We start from the raw sequence: 15,452 nt of genomic DNA on the forward strand, positions 1-15,452 counted from the left end.
ATCTATCTCAAATCAAAATTGGTTTATCGGAAATTTCATTCTTATTTTTTCTCTTTCTTACCGGGTAATGCTTTGAAAGTAGCTTAGTCAAGGCTTGGATGCCGAGAATTACCCCTTCTTCAAATCTATTTTCTTTAAACTTAGATTCGATCATCGAGGTTATTTCTGCAAAACTTTTTTCTTTTGCGAGTTTAGCAATTCCCCTATCCGCAACAATTTCAATTTTCCTGTCTGCAAGTAAAATATAGAGTAAGATACCTGAGTTGAATTCTGTATCCCAAACCCTATTCTTAGAAAATATTTCTATTGCACGATTTCTGGAATTTACCCCTTCGAGTAATAAATTTAAACTAAATGAATTTTCTATAACAACACACAACTCGGATAAGTGGGATTTTTCGGAATTTTTCACTTCTTTTTCAATTTTCTCCAAACTAAGTTTTGGAAAAAATCTTTTCACGTCTCTTTTTAAGTTGGACCGAATATGATGTAAAATTCTTTTTATCATGGCTTACTCAAATTTTATTTCAGGTGGCTTGGAAATAGAATCCGGAAGGTCTGTAATCTCTTTCTCGTTTTCCACTTTAAATGAAGGCTTGGTTTTATACCCGAATATTTTTGCAGTGATTAGATACGGAAACTTTCGTATAAAAGTATTATAGGCTTGAACAGACTTTATAAAACGAGTTCTTGCCACTGCGATCCGATTTTCAGTACCTTCTAATTGAGACTGCAAATCTCTAAAATTATCATTTGCTTTCAGATCGGGGTATTTCTCTACAACTACGAGTAATCGTTGAAGAGCAGAGCCGAGAGAGTTTTGAGCATTCTGAAATTTAGAAAATAAAGCCGGGTCGTTCAAGGTTTCCGGGGTCGCCTGAATACTGCCTACATTTCCGCGTGCTTTGGTGACTTCTACTAGTACACTTTTTTCGTGCTTTGCGTAAGCCTCCACAACCTTCATAAGACTTGGAATTAAATCTGTTCTGCGTTTGTACTGGTTCAAAATTTCAGCCATTCCTGCATTTGCATCCTCATCGAGTTCTTGGATTCGATTGTACCCGCAGTTGGTAAAAATTAAAAAACTTAAAAAATAAATTAGTATATTTTTTTTCATCCCTATTCCTATAAGTTCACACCCGTAAAAAGTTTTCTACAATAAATATATTTCAGATTAATTCTAAACTAAAAATCAAAGTCAATACTTTTTTTAAAAAATTCAATTTATAAAAATCTAAAAAATTCACCAGATTACATTTTTTCGACTTGAGAAATTTGTTGACTACTCTTTTATAAACTAAATACTTTATTTAATGATATACTCTATGTCTAAAAAAAATACGACTCGACTTATCTTTTTTTTCTCTATAGCTTTTTTTATTCATTGCGGGGAAGCTACAAAGACACTTAATAAGTGCGAAGAAAAATGTGGTATAGAGCTTTCACTCTGCGCAATCGTAATAGGCAACAATCAAACGAATTATATCACAGAATCTTCATCAGGAGCCGTAGAATCAAAAACAACAAACTCCATAAACCCGGTAGGGGTCTATCTATGTTACATTATGAACAACACATGCAAATCTAGTTGCTATAAATCTTCATCCAATTCAACTCCAAGAACTACTTCCTCTTCTCGAAGCAGTTCATCAAGCTCTTCCGGGGGAGGAGGGAGTGCATCGGGTGGAGGAGCAGGAAGCTAAGAAGAGCCTTTGAACCTATCCAAAAAATTCCAAAATATTTTAGACGAAAATCCTATTTCAAAAGAGCTGAGACTATTATCAAAAAATATAGAGATAGACTTGACTATTTCAAATCCTTTGCAATCAGGAATTTCATTTCCAAAAAAAGAAATTTTAAACTCTCTGAAAAAACCAGATATTTTCAAGTACTCTCCGAATCCTAAGGGTAGTGAATTTGCCAGAACAGAAATTCAAAAATACTATTTTTCAAAAAATGAAAATACCAAAATAGAGAATATTTTTCTTACCACGGGGACATCAGAAGGGTTTTCTTATTTACTAAAACTTTTAACTGATCCGGGAGATGATGTGATTCTTCCTTCCCCCGGATACCCTCTCCACGAATATCTTTGTATGAATGAAAATGTGGCACCCAGAAAATACCCATTACGACATTTAGGGTTAGACAATGCCGGGTTTTCAAAATGGGAAATTGATTTTCAGGAATTAAAGAAAAAAATCTCAAAAAAAACAAAAGCAATTGTACTCGTCTCTCCAAACAATCCTACAGGTTTTATTCCAACAAGATTTGAAATTGATACGTTATGCGATATTGCTAACCAAAATAAAATTCCTATAATCGTAGATGAGGTTTTTTCTGACTACATCCATGACCCTAATGAGAAAATCCACAGTTTCCCAGAGGCTACACCCGTATTTTATCTAAACGGTATATCAAAAACTCTTGGGCTTTCCGGATTAAAACTTTCCTGGATACGGTTAAATTCTTCTGCCTCAGATGCAAATACTCTGCAAGCCTTAGAGTTTATCTCAGACTCCTATCTTTCTGTAAATGCACAAGTTCAATACGCTCTCAAAGATTTATTTTCTCTAAAAGAGAAGATTCAATCCAAGATAAAAGAAAGGCTAAATCAAAATATCTCTATAGCAGAAAATAGGGAAGACTCTAAGTTTACATTTTATAAGCCAAAAGCCGGCTGGTATGGAATGATAAAGTTAGAAACTAAAAAATCCGACGAAGAAATTGTGATTCGTTTACTAGAAAAAAATATTCTTACACACCCCGGTTATTTATTTGATTTAGAGAGTGAAGTATTCCTAATCGTTAGTCTTTTAACCGAAGAAAGAAAATTTCGCAAAGGACTAAAAATTATTTCTTCTCAAAAATGATAGCCCGCCGAAAACCAAATATTTCTTCTTTCCATCGGGTGCATTGTGGGGTAGTATCCACCGTCAGCTGCACGAATACCCGGATCAAAAAACTGCTCATTAGTCAAGTTATTCACGTGAAATTGCAAGAACATACCTTTTTTCCAAACATCTTCCCAACGAATATTTAGCCTAAAAAACTTATACCCCGGAACAGACTTTTCCGGATTAGATGAAATAGTCCTTCGCACATCTACCCAATTGATTCCAAGATATATGGAAAGATTTTTCATAATATAGTAAGTCACCCCTAAGTTTCCTTTATTTTTTGCAATACTCGGAATAGCCCCTTTAGAGGGAACAGTGGCTTTGGCACCTGTAAGCTCCTTATAACCCTGCAAATAAACGTCATAAGCCGGGTCGTCTCCTGCACGTCCTGCGGTAGAAGGAGACTTCTGTAAACTCTTTGGTAAATCGTAATATATACCATCCATGTAAGTATAGTTTATAGATATATTCAAATTACTCAAAATATGTGCATTTGCATCTGCCTCTATACCGTGAATTCTTGCTTTACCCAAGTTGTTATTCTGATTCCAAGGTGCAGTTGGAGTTTTTCCGTTTATGGTTGAAGTGTCCGTAGTTGCTACTTCCAAAATCAAATTAGAAATCTCATTGGAAAATGCTTGAACTGAAGTGTAATAATTTTTCAAGAAACGATAAGCCGCTCCAAGCTCAATAGAATTTAGCTTTTCCGGTTTTAGATCCGGGTTAGGTTTTCTTTGCCCTGTTTGAGAAAAAAGCTCTTGACCCGACGGCTCTCTAAATGCAGTTCCATACAATAATTTAAAAGTCAAATCTTTGGTAGGAGTGAAAACAGCACTTAGCCTTGGAGTACTTGCATATCCATAAGTAGTTATATAGTCTCGTCTAAACCCACCAGTCAGAGCCAATTTTTCAATCGGCCTCCACATCTGTTGGATATACACTGCATAGTTATTATACACAAATTGCTCATAGCTTCCATAATTTTTGGCTACTTGAAATCTTTTTGCCATTACCCCGGCGATGGTAGAAAAATTGGAAGAAGGATTCCAAGAAAGTCTCTCTTCACCAAAATACGCATTGTCTGGTCGGCTATAATTTCCATAAATATTCACATCTCCCGGTCTGTAATTTCCGCCAGGGCCGTATTGCTTCGGCTCTTCTTCGTGGCTCGTACTTAGTATTTCCGTATGACGCACTGTCGCCTCCGAGTCTAAACTCAAGGTATCTGTAATCTTATGCAAGTAACCGATTAAAGCAGTGTTATTTCTAAAATTCCAACCGGATCCAGAAAACCCCTGAGTCCCGTAAGTAGTGGATGTAGTGCCGTCGTCTTTTGTTTCCGTATTAGTCAACATTCCACTCGCAATCCCATAGAGTCTTGCTAAATTTCTTTTATCAAACTTCCCTGTCTCAAGTCCTCTTTGTTTCGTGTCAAGCTGTTGAGTTCCATTTGCGAAAGTACCTTCTCCCTGAATGTATTGCCAATGGATTGTTTCAAATCGAAACCCGCCTTTTGAAAACTTTGCTGTGATGTTGTAGGTCTCTTGATTGGAGTTGTTGTAGGCGGGTGACCAGTAATAACCAACTGACTTGCTATTTGGGTTACACATACTGTTCCCACACATTTTTTTAGAAGCAGAATACACCGGATCATATTTGTAGTTGTAATTTGGGTTGTCTGTAGTCGCTCCGTACTTTGGAGGGTTTAAATTTTGAATCCCACCCATATCCGGACCTATAGACTGGTAGTAGTAAGCCCCGACACTGTACTGGATAGGGTTGTCTCCACCTGAATTTCCCCTCGCAGACAAACTCACTGCTTGCCCGGGTCTCTTGTTTTTTGGCTCCCAATATCCGTAAGTAGTATCTACGTGGTTTCCGGGGTTGGTAATTCCGTCTTTTGTGATAATGTTTATAATACCATTGAATGCGTTAGCTCCATAGAGAGAAGAAGCCGGACCGGCTACGACCTCGATTCTTTCAACATTGGCAAGAGGAAATTTATAACTTCCTCCAAGCATTGCATTCTCAGATAGGTTGTTGTCTGGAATCCCGTCCACATACAAAAGAGTTCTTTGCATATTTCCGATTAAACCTCTCTGGTGAGCCAAGTTATAATAAAGACCATTCGTATGCTGGAAATCAAATCCGGGGATATCGTGGAACGCATCCTCAATCGTCTGATACCCTCTTTCTCTAATCTGTTGAGCGGTAACTACATAAACTGCAGCGGGGGCATCCTTTATCTTGGTCTTGGTTCTAGTTGCGGTTACCACTTCAATATCTTCTAAAAATTTAAAAGTACTTGCAGCGCTTGCACTAACGTCTTCTTTCCGAATAGGAAAGCTAATGTCTTTTCCTAGTTGAGAGTTTCCTAAGAATTCGTTTACGTTTTCTGTCCTTTCCTTTCTACCTGTATTAATTTTAACTAGGATTACGATTTTAGACACAAATTTTGAAATGACTAAATTGTCCGATTCCTTGGTTTCCTCTTCCGGCAATTTGATCCCTGTAAGCCCTGTCAATTCTTCCGAAACATTCAAAGCATCTATGACAAACCCTGTTTCGGGATTGTAGATTTGAGCAAAAATTTCCAAGTTTTGATCCTTGACTTTTTTATAATACCCGCTTAAAAATACAGCCCCCTCTTCCGATTTTATTCTTGCAAGTGCCTCTGAGATACTTGAATATTGACTCGCCTTTTGTGCGTTGATTCCTTTTGCTTTAAAATTTTTTAAAGTCTCTTCAATAATTTTTTCGGAAATAGAGCTATCGGAGGGAGATTTGTAGGCTTGGAAATTCCCTATATAGACTTTCTTTTTTTCTTTTGTCTGGGGAAATAACAATCCAGGAAAAAAAAATATCAATACTACAGAAATCAATCTGTTTTTATTTTTCCAAAATACAATCATTCTCTTTTCCTTCTTGACGATATTATTTTTATTCTCATAAATTCAATTCTTAGGTTTAGTAAAACCTACTATTTTTTTGTTTTATCTATTAGCACCTTAATGGCTTCCTGTTTCTTATACGAAAGCCTTAAATATTCCGTAGCTTCCTTGTTTCCAGGATCTACCAATAAAACATCCTCAAAAATGGTGATAGAGTTTTCATAGTCTCTGTTGTTGTAATTTTTAATCCCATCTTTGATATAATCCGGAACCTTAAAAATTTCTCTACTTCTTGTTTGCGAAAGATCCGAGCTTGCCTTCGTGTTGGAGGGGAGAGTGCGTAAAGAAGCAAGAAATAGTTTTATCGCCTCAAATACCTTCCCTGCTCTCAAAGCGTTATTACCAGAGGTACGCTCCTGCTCGCTTTGACCGAGTACTGATTTTTGGTATCCTTCCTTTGCAGAAACTAAGTTGGGATTGATATTCAAAATTTTCTGGTACTCGGCTCTTGCTTGAGAAAACCTACCTGCTTGAAAGTGCTCATTTGCCAAAAGCATATATTTTTTAGTTTCCGTGCCTGTCATCTTCTCGATCACAAGCTCTCTATACGCAGAGGCTGCCACGTTTTTAGGATCTCTTTTTAAAATCTCATCAAATATTATCTTTGCAGATTTTAATTTTCCTTCATTCAATTTATTTACACCAGCAACAAATAACCCTGTAAATTTTGCTCTGTCCACAATCGCTTCAGGGACTTTGATTCCAGACTTTTTCGCATATTCTTCGTTTAAGAAAAAAGAAGATTGGTCTGGAAGTTTTACCCTTTCTTTAGAGCAGGTAGATTCTTTGGAATAAATTCTTTCACCCAACTGGCCCGTGATTACTCCAATCTTACTATAATCAGGACTAATCCCAAAAGTAGCTCCGATTTTCACTAAGGCCGGAAAACTTGTCATCAGTATAATTTTATTTTTCCTGCAAAACTCCGACAATTTCTCAAAATTCTCTTTGTTGTATAAGGGATCATTCACCATGTAGAATGCGTCGGCTTTTCCTTTGATTTCTTCTAAGGCAGAACGAAAATCATCTGAAGAAGAAAGTCTTTTTTTGTGAAAATAAAGATTGTATTTTAAATCTGTGTATTCTCCCTCTGAGGCAACAAACTCACCGTCTGTGGTAGAATAAAAAGAATACACTCCCTTACTGTCGGGTAGAATATCTTTCAAAGTTTGAAAAAATTCCGAAACTGAAATATCCATACTTACACCACAAATATCTCCCGATTCCAATCCCAGAAATTTAGGAGAATTCACCATAGAAAAAACCAAAGGAGTCTTTTTCAAATATTCTCTTGCGAGTTTGGCGGCTGGTGCACCAATTGCAATAAACATCGGTATTCCAGAGGCTTCCAGTTCTCTAAAATACACGCTTAGGTCAGGGTTTTCTGATTTTAATATATCAAGGTAATTTATTTTTAATTCCATTTTAACGACTGACTGAATACCATAAAGACCCTGCTCATAAATCATACTATCCGAAGACATGAGCACTTCTACCGGTCTGGATTCTTTTGAAAATAGAGTAGTCGAATTCAGTAAAATAACGAATCCAAAAATCAATCTAACTGCACGAAAAAATATTGAGTTCTTTTTCATATTAGGCAGTTACCTTTGATTTTTCTTCCATGATCTTCTCTAAATGGCTCAAATTCAACTCTGCGGTTTTAAACCCGGGGCGTAGGTTGATCGCTCTTGTCCATTGCTCTTTTGCCTGCTCATATTTGCCTATTCGATAGTAGGTGCTGGCTAAATTATTTCTCGCATGGTGGTTGCCGGGTGCAAGAACGAGCGCTCTATTGTAATATTTGATTGCGTCTTCCAAATGCCCTGTCAAAGAAGAGCAATTGGCGACTCGGAATAGTACGTAGGAATTTTGCTCGTCTCCTCTCAATATCCTTTCGTACAAATTCTGAGCGTGCACATATCTCTTCGCTGCATAGTTTTGGTCTGCTTCTTTGATGAGTTTTTCTATTTCCTCTTTGGAAATAATAATCTCTTCGTCTTCCTTTTCTTCATCAGGGATATTCTTTTTAGCGCGGTCAATTGCAAACTTCAACTGAATAGCTACAGAATCGTCTGGATTTTTATCCAAGGCTCTACTGATCATAGTTTCTGCGCGCTTATAAATTTTTAGTTCAAGGTAGGACGCACTCAAATTGACTAAGTTTAAAAAATTATTCGGGTCTCTAAGAAATAGCCTCTCACCCACATCCACTGCTTCATTATACCTACCAATTTGTCTGTAAGCGTTGGATAAAGCGTAAATGTATTCATTGTCACCAGGATTAATTCCAAGGTATTGTTCTAAACACTCAATGGACTTAGAAATTTCTCCCTTATTAAAATACAATCTTGCAAGTAGTTTCAGTAAATCAGGAAACTTAGGATTGTCTTGGAATAGGTTTTCTACCTTTTCCAAAGCCTCAGTGTCCTTCCCTGCTTCAATTAAGCTATAGCCTTCGCTTACAGACGCTTGCACCTCATAAGGAATATCTTCCGGGCTTACCTCTTGCAAGTCTTCTTTAAAGCTCACTCTCAGTATAGAAAAATCATCTATCACCTTCCCTGTTTCGTGGACTCTTTTTGCTATTTTTTCTATGTTGCCCTCACCCTCTTCCACTCTGCGAAGAAACTCTGTCTCATCCTCATTCATGGACTCAAGCTCGCTTTCTTTGTCCTTTATCATCAGGTCGTCTCTACCGTCAGATCCCGTGATGATCACATCTCCCGGCATGAGTTGAAACACCCTCACAAAAAATCTTTCTTCTTGCTCTGGGGTACCGATTTTTCTGAGAGCCAACTCTTCTTCCAAGAAACTAGCTTTTCCGTCACGATACAGAACAGTCCAAGGGTGCTCTGCATTGATATAATACATCATGCCTGTTTCATTATCCACAAGTCCCAAACAAATAGAAATATACATACTCCCTTCAAAGGATAGAAAAACATTGTGCAGATCCAAGAATCTCTCTTTTAGCCAAATTTCAGGAAATAGTTTTTGATTTCTTTGCAGTCTGGATCGAATAAGCCCTGCATTGAACACTACCCCAAGAACTAAGGCTCCCCCTGCTCCTTGAATGGACTTTCCCATTGCATCTCCGTTTAGAAATGCTGTATAATCTCTATTGTTCAACCGAATCGTATCCGTAATACAAATATCCCCCCCAATCTCTGAATGCCATTGTCGAAACTCAAACTTCTTTTTTTGCTCCATGAAAAACTCTGTTTTCACAAACTGGCTGTTGTTGTTATTTGGTTGAAGTGGCTTCAATAATAGGGATGTCAAATAATAGTCACCGTCTTGCTGTACTTTTAAGGCGTGAACTTGTTGCAAAGTTTGGTTTAGCTCTTCTGTTCTTTGACGAACCTTGTCTTCCAAGTTTTGGGTAAAATCCTGAATCTGAGTGGTCATCTGGTTGAACTGGGCTGCAAGCTGTCCAAGCTCGTCTTGCCCGGTCAGTTTAATTCTATGGTTAAGATTTCCTCCTCCAATAATCCTTGCACCATCCGAAAGTTTATTAATAGGCTTTGTCATGTATATCGCCAATACAAGCGCAATCAACGCACCTATAATCAAGAGTATCCCGCCTACCCCAAAAATTGTAGTCCGAATCTTGACAACAGGCTCATAAACCTTTTCTTTATCGAATTCAAAAACTGCTGTTCCGACCCTCATTTTCTCTTTTTTGTAATCTATGAAAATCGGGTAAGCAAAACGTAAAACAATCTTAGAGCTTCCTTTTTGTGCTACCTCTTTCATATCAAGGGAAGTTAGTGTAGAAAAATATTTTAGATCAGACGGGTCAGCCCTTCTTCCTAACTCTTTTTCGTTTAACTCAGCAACGTATTTTCCGTCTATATTGATCAGATAGGAATCGAGTAAGCCGGAAATGTTACTCTCTTTTAGTCTGGAAACAGAGGTTCTTGTAGAATCAAAAGTTTCGTTGATAAGCAATTCTTCGGTTGCAAGGTTGGCAATATTGTTGGCTAAGTTTCTACATACTTCAAATGTCTTGTCTAATACTACCGCTTGGTTTCGATAAAGTACAATAGCCGATAAAGGAATGACACTGAATAACACTACCCCTGTTACAAGAATAATCAATTTGATCCGAATTTTCACATTTAAAAAAATTCTAAAAAAATTTTTTATAAGTCTCATGCTTAAACATCCTTTTATTCAACAAATCTAAAATGGCGTTTTACAATAAAAAATGAAATCTCCTAAATAAGAAAGCCTGTCAAAACCCTATTTACCCAATTTCCAAATGAAAATAATTTAAATTCATCCCATTTTTTCTTTTTTTCTCTGCAAAAACTCTAAAATTTTCTTTATTCCGAAAAGTATGTCAAGTGTTTTTCAAAAAAAGTGTAAGAATCTTATTTTTAAGAAAAAACAATGTTCACTATGGTGAAAAAATAAGATATACAGAAAATCCAAGAAACAATTAACAAAATTTTCTGCGCAATTAAAGAGTATAAGACATATTTCATTTGATTTCAAGACCACGAAAAAAAGATTAGTTTTACCAGTCTTCAAATACAATGAATTTTATTTTTTACACTGCCATCTTTTTTAGTATTTCTATTGGTTTTTATACTTTATTTCTGCATAAAAAACACTCCGGAATCATTTACTCATCTCTACTCTCTATCGTTAACGGAATTTGCCTCATCTTTGGCTCTTTGCACTTTTCTAAAGAAATCTACAATTACCCAAATCTACTCAGAGTAGAATTGATTTTTATCAGTCTTCTCGGAGGGTTCACCTACATTTCAACGAGAGCAGCATTGGCTCAATCTAACCGACCCAAACCAAACGACCTGTATTTTTTCATTGTCCCAAATTCTGTATTTTTTTACCTCTTGCCTTTTTTGCTATCAGACATAAGTGCGAAAGAATCTATATTGGGGATAAACACTGACTATTACGTGATTTTTGCAATTTGTGGAGTGAATCATTCTGTAGGAATATATTTTTCACATTTACTGTTTGTACAAAAATTAGACAAAAAAAAGAGTCTCTTACTAAAAATCTTTGCATCTATTGCAATTTTACTGAACCTATTTTCTTCATTGAATACATTCCTTATATTATCGGGAGGGTTCTCCTTCATTTTTTCTTTACCATCATTGGCTATTTCAATTGCAATAATAGTTCATCGCTACTTAGCCACAAAGAAAAATTCATCTGTCTATACTCGAGAGGAAATAGACCCGGATTCAATAAATTCAAAACCAAACTCTAAGCCATCTATCAAAGAAGAAGTGTTGCACTACCTTGAAAAAGAAAAACCTTTCCTAAATCCTGACTTCCAATTAAAAAATCTTTCCAAAGAATTTCAAATTTCTAAGGAAGAAACTTTGAAAGTTTTTTCTGAAAATTTTGGAAAAACTTTTTACGAGCTAATAAACGAATTCAAAGTCCAAGAAGCAATTAAAAAACTTCAAGATAAAAAGAATACAAAGAAAAGTATAACAAAAATTAGTATAGAATCCGGGTTTCGATCTAACTCCAATTTTTTGGCAATTTTTAAAAAAGCTACAGGCAAATCACCTGCCGAATACAGAAAATTTCAAAGATAAAAGTTTGGACTCCTATTTTTCAATATTTGAGTTTTTTAAAATACTTAAAAAAGAATTTTCCGGTATTTCAAACGGAACCTTCAACCGAATTTCTCCCATACCTCCACTCAGCACGTCTTTCAAAACATTTTTATGGTAGATCTCAGATACTTGAAAAGTTTTTGTATTTCTCTCGCTCGGAAAAAAAACCTCTACAGTATCTCCGATTTGCACCTTGTTCTTAATTTCAATTTGGATACTCTGTCCCTTTTTATCAAAAAATATCACCCGCCCCAAATACACTTGGTTTTGATTTCCACTCACCCCTTCTTCGTGATTCTGAAAATCCATCTCTTCCGAAGTTACTCTATCCTCCATTCCATAAGTCAGAAATCCTGAAAAATATTTTCTGGAGGCAACTTTTTCCAACTCCTTCAATAAGCCCCTGTCAAATGATTTTTCCTCTTTGATGTCGTCTAACGCATTTCTGTAAGACTTGGCTACTATTGCTACATAGTAATCGTTTTTGGTGCGTCCTTCCACTTTAATCGAATCTATTCCTGCCTCTGAAATTTCCTTCAAAAATTCAATCGCTCGAAGATCCTTGGAATTCATTAAATACGTTCCATTCTCATCTTCCTCGATTTCCATAAATTCATCGTTTTGTCTAAGATTTTTTACTACTACCTGATACTTATCCCTACAAGCGTTGTTGCACGCTCCTTGGTTTGCGTCTCTTTTTGCAAAATAATTACTCATAAAGCACCTTCCACTATGAGCTATACAAATCGAGCCGTGAACAAATACTTCCAATTCCATAGAAGGCACTTCGTTTTTAATTTCTCCTGCCTCTCGAATACTGACCTCTCTAGATAAAATTACCCTTTTTGCACCTATCTTTTCCCAAAATTTTACGGCCGCATAATTCATCGTATTTGTCTGAACCGAAATATGTATATCTATTTCTGGTGTACGCTCACGGGCAACTAGTATTAACCCCGGGTCTGCCATAATAAATGCGTCAGGCGACATTGCTGCCATTTCATCAAGATATTTTGGAAAATTCGGCAGTTTGGAATTTCTGGGGATTGCATTTATTGTAAAATATATTTTTTTGCCTAAACTTCGAGTAAAGGCGACCGCTTCCTTCAAAGACTCCAATCGAAATTCATTTTCTCTTGCACGAAGGGAATAGCGAGGAACCCCGCAATACACCGCATCCGCACCAAACAGAAATGCAGTCTTCATTTTCTCCGGACTTCCTGCGGGTAAAAGAAGCTCCGGAATTTTTATCCTTTTACTTTTTTCTTCTTCGGCTACTTTTTCTTTCAGAAGCCCCGCCTGCGCTATTGGATACATCTGTATTGATTTTCCTCTTTGTAATGTTAGACTGAAAAGATTTTTCTCCCTGACCTCCTAACTGAAAATCAAGGGACTCTTCGCCAATTTTTTTGTATTCAGTTTTTTCCTCTTTCCACTCGGTTTTATCCGTGACTTCCACTCTAAACAAAAATACGATAATTTCTCTTTTCAGATTGTCCACCATCTGATCAAAAAGTTTGAAACCTTGTAATTTGTATTCTACAAGTGGATTCTTTTCACCATAACCTACAGTCCAAATACCTTCTCTTAGGTGATCCATCGTATAGAGATGCTCTTTCCAGCGATGATCCAAAATATCGAGGAAAATACTTCTTTCCAAAGAAGACCATATATCCTTTGTCACCCTCTCCATTTTTGCACTGTAAGCTTCTTTTGCTTTGGAGGAAATGTGCTCAAAAAGTAAAAGTTGAGCCTTCCCTTTCAAGAAATCCTCTGCTTGGATATTTAGTTCCAAATTAATAGAAACTAGCCACTCGTTTATCCCTGCCAAATCCCACGAATTCGGATTATTTCCATCACAATAAGTCAGGATCTGATTTTCCACAACTTCATCAATCCATGCATAGATCAATTCGGAAACGTCATTTTTATAGAGAACGTCGTTTCTAATTTTGTAAATAAACATTCTTTGTCTGTTCATTACATCGTCGTATTCCAATAAATGTTTTCTAATATCGAAGTTATGGCTCTCTACTCTTTTCTGAGATCTGGCGATTGCGTTCGTTACCATTTTGTGCTCAATCTCCTGACCTTCCTCCATTCCTAATTTCAGCATAATCGAAGAAATTCGATCCGATCCAAAAATTCTCATCAGGTCATCTTCCAAAGAAAGATAAAACCTACTCGCTCCCGGATCCCCCTGCCGACCCGATCGTCCTCTCAACTGATTGTCTATTCTTCTTGCCTCGTGTCTTTCTGTTCCAAGAATAAATAGCCCTCCCTTTTCGAGAACTAAGTCGTGGCGCTCCTTCCAAAGAATAGCTTGCCCTAAAATATCTTCCGCTTTTTTTCTTTTTATCTGAGAAGATATACCGTTTACAAAATTCTTCGCATTTTCAAAATCTAATTTTTTAACGGCTTGCTTAAACTCAAGAATTGCAGACTCATCTTCTTGAAAAGAGTCTAACTGGTCTTTATACACTTGAATCCCACCGAGCACAATATCCGTTCCTCTTCCTGCCATATTGGTAGCTATGGTTATAGAAGAAGGTTTTCCGGCATTGGCAATAATCTCTGCTTCTTTTTCGTGGAATTTAGCGTTGAGTACATTATGTAGTAGCCCCAATCTCTTTAATTTATCGGAGAGAAGCTCCGATTTTTCTATGGAAATCGTTCCAACCAGTACCGGCTGCCCCTTCTTCTGCAATTCTTGAATTTCTTTAATAATTGCGTCAAATTTCTCTCTTTCAGTTCTGTAAACCTTGTCGGGATAATCTTTTCGCACCATTGGGACGTTAGGCGGAATCACAATCACATCTAAATTATAAATCTTTTTAAATTCTTCGGCTTCTGTATCGGCAGTTCCCGTCATCCCTGCTAATTTTGTATATATCCTAAAATAATTCTGAAATGTAATCGAAGCAAGAGTTTGGGACTCTCTTGCAATCGTCACCCTCTCTTTTGCCTCCAAGGCTTGGTGCAGCCCGTCAGAATATCGTCTTCCCGGCATCATCCTTCCGGTAAATTCATCTACAATAACCACCTCTCCGTTCTGAACTACATAGTTTACATTCTTATGGAAAATCTTATGAGCCTTTAAAGCCTGATGGATATGATGAACCAGCTCTACATTTTCCGGTGAATACAAATTCTCTACGCCAAGAATTTTCTCTACATTGCCAACACCCGCTTCTGTCAATAAGACGTTATGCGCCTTCTCATCGACTTCATAATCTGCTCCTTGGCTTAACTTTGGAATGATTCGATCAATTTTCACATATTTGTCGGTAGTCTCATCTGTGGATCCGGAAATAATTAAAGGCGTTCTTGCCTCATCTATGAGAATTGAGTCCACCTCGTCCACTATTGCAAAAAAATGCTCTCTTTGAACTTTGTGATCAGGAGAAGAGACCATATTGTCTCTCAAATAGTCAAAACCAAACTCATTGTTTGTTCCGTAAGTAATATCACATTGATAGGCTTCCTTTCTTTCGTCGTGCTCCATATCATGCTGAATGATACCGACAGTTACACCAAGAAACTCATAGATCGGTTTCATCCAATTTGCATCTCGTTTAGCGAGATAGTCGTTTACGGTAACTACGTGCACTCCTTTTCCAGCAAGAGAATTCAGGTATATGGCAAGAGTAGAAGTCAAGGTCTTTCCCTCTCCGGTTTTCATCTCTGCAATATTACCCTGATGGAGAGCGGTAGCCCCCATCATCTGTACATCGTAATGCCGAAGTCCAAGAGTTCTCTTGGCAGTTTCTCTAACAGTAGCAAAGGCTTCGGGAAGTATATCGTCTAACGTATCACCCTTGGCGAGCATTTCTTTTAAAACATGAGTTTGGTTCTTTAATTCTAAATCAGAGAGGTTACTGATTTTTTCTTCTAATATATTAATTTTTTCGACAACCGGAATCAGTTTCTTCAAGTCTCTTTCGTACTTGCTTCCGAATATCAAATTTAATGTCTTTTGAATCATTGATTTTTTC

10 protein-coding genes are annotated in these 15,452 nt (G+C 36.9%); 3 read left to right on the forward strand and 7 right to left on the reverse strand.

The features are described from left to right. Positions 1–7: 7 nt before the first annotated feature. Both HS129_08110 and HS129_08115 read right to left on the reverse strand, forming a co-directional pair. On the reverse strand, positions 8–508 hold the full coding sequence (locus HS129_08110) for a TPM domain-containing protein (protein MBE7412008.1): 501 nt from the start codon (positions 506–508) through the stop codon (positions 8–10). Positions 509–511: 3 nt separating this feature from the next. Next, on the reverse strand, positions 512–1,117 hold the full coding sequence (locus HS129_08115) for a LemA family protein (protein ID MBE7412009.1): 606 nt from the start codon (positions 1,115–1,117) through the stop codon (positions 512–514). 208 nt (positions 1,118–1,325) lie between these two features. Between HS129_08115 and HS129_08120 the strand changes: the two genes are divergently transcribed. Together HS129_08120 and HS129_08125 are read left to right on the forward strand one after the other, a co-directional pair. After that, complete coding sequence (locus tag HS129_08120; protein MBE7412010.1) at positions 1,326–1,703, forward strand: hypothetical protein; 378 nt, start codon at positions 1,326–1,328, stop codon at positions 1,701–1,703. A 9-nt stretch (positions 1,704–1,712) separates the two neighbouring features. After that, positions 1,713–2,873, forward strand: coding sequence for a pyridoxal phosphate-dependent aminotransferase (locus HS129_08125; GenBank protein ID MBE7412011.1), 1,161 nt, complete (start codon positions 1,713–1,715; stop codon positions 2,871–2,873). On the opposite strand, the gene HS129_08130 is transcribed toward HS129_08125, so the two are convergent. The 3 genes from HS129_08130 to HS129_08140 all read right to left on the reverse strand — a co-directional run bounded on the left by HS129_08130 (position 2,864) and on the right by HS129_08140 (position 10,012). Beyond that, positions 2,864–5,812, reverse strand: a complete 2,949-nt coding sequence (locus HS129_08130) for a TonB-dependent receptor (GenBank protein MBE7412012.1) — start codon at positions 5,810–5,812, stop codon at positions 2,864–2,866. The two genes, HS129_08125 and HS129_08130, sit on opposite strands and share 10 nt — an antisense overlap. A 68-nt stretch (positions 5,813–5,880) precedes the next feature. Next, on the reverse strand, positions 5,881–7,446 hold the full coding sequence (locus HS129_08135) for a peptide ABC transporter substrate-binding protein (protein ID MBE7412013.1): 1,566 nt from the start codon (positions 7,444–7,446) through the stop codon (positions 5,881–5,883). A gap of 1 nt (position 7,447) precedes the next feature. Next, a complete protein-coding gene (locus HS129_08140; GenBank protein ID MBE7412014.1) occupies positions 7,448–10,012 on the reverse strand; it encodes a tetratricopeptide repeat protein in 2,565 nt (854 codons plus the stop codon). Between the two features lie 383 nt (positions 10,013–10,395). On the opposite strand from HS129_08140, the gene HS129_08145 reads away from it, so the two are divergent. Beyond that, complete coding sequence (locus HS129_08145) at positions 10,396–11,436, forward strand: AraC family transcriptional regulator (protein MBE7412015.1); 1,041 nt, start codon at positions 10,396–10,398, stop codon at positions 11,434–11,436. A 12-nt stretch (positions 11,437–11,448) separates the two neighbouring features. Here HS129_08145 and HS129_08150 read toward each other — a convergent pair whose 3' ends face one another. Beyond that, positions 11,449–12,774, reverse strand: coding sequence for a U32 family peptidase C-terminal domain-containing protein (locus HS129_08150; GenBank protein MBE7412016.1), 1,326 nt, complete (start codon positions 12,772–12,774; stop codon positions 11,449–11,451). Further along, on the reverse strand, positions 12,713–15,442 hold the full coding sequence (gene secA, locus HS129_08155; protein ID MBE7412017.1) for a preprotein translocase subunit SecA: 2,730 nt from the start codon (positions 15,440–15,442) through the stop codon (positions 12,713–12,715). The genes HS129_08150 and secA overlap by 62 nt, the downstream gene beginning before the upstream one ends. Positions 15,443–15,452 lie beyond the last annotated feature (10 nt).

This window comes from Leptospiraceae bacterium (assembly GCA_015075105.1).
GTDB lineage: Bacteria > Spirochaetota > Leptospiria > Leptospirales > Leptospiraceae > JABWCC01.

What these genes read in the sequence shown, in the direction of transcription:
- HS129_08150 (MBE7412016.1), bottom strand. Translation starts at nt 12,774, where the DNA reads ATGTATCCAATAGCGCAGGCGGGGCTTCTGAAAGAAAAAGTAGCCGAA.
- HS129_08130 (MBE7412012.1), bottom strand. Translation starts at nt 5,812, where the DNA reads ATGATTGTATTTTGGAAAAATAAAAACAGATTGATTTCTGTAGTATTG.
- HS129_08115 (MBE7412009.1), bottom strand. Translation starts at nt 1,117, where the DNA reads ATGAAAAAAAATATACTAATTTATTTTTTAAGTTTTTTAATTTTTACC.
- HS129_08120 (MBE7412010.1), top strand. Translation starts at nt 1,326, where the DNA reads ATGTCTAAAAAAAATACGACTCGACTTATCTTTTTTTTCTCTATAGCT.
- HS129_08140 (MBE7412014.1), bottom strand. Translation starts at nt 10,012, where the DNA reads ATGAGACTTATAAAAAATTTTTTTAGAATTTTTTTAAATGTGAAAATT.
- HS129_08135 (MBE7412013.1), bottom strand. Translation starts at nt 7,446, where the DNA reads ATGAAAAAGAACTCAATATTTTTTCGTGCAGTTAGATTGATTTTTGGA.
- HS129_08110 (MBE7412008.1), bottom strand. Translation starts at nt 508, where the DNA reads ATGATAAAAAGAATTTTACATCATATTCGGTCCAACTTAAAAAGAGAC.
- HS129_08145 (MBE7412015.1), top strand. Translation starts at nt 10,396, where the DNA reads ATGAATTTTATTTTTTACACTGCCATCTTTTTTAGTATTTCTATTGGT.
- secA (MBE7412017.1), bottom strand. Translation starts at nt 15,442, where the DNA reads ATGATTCAAAAGACATTAAATTTGATATTCGGAAGCAAGTACGAAAGA.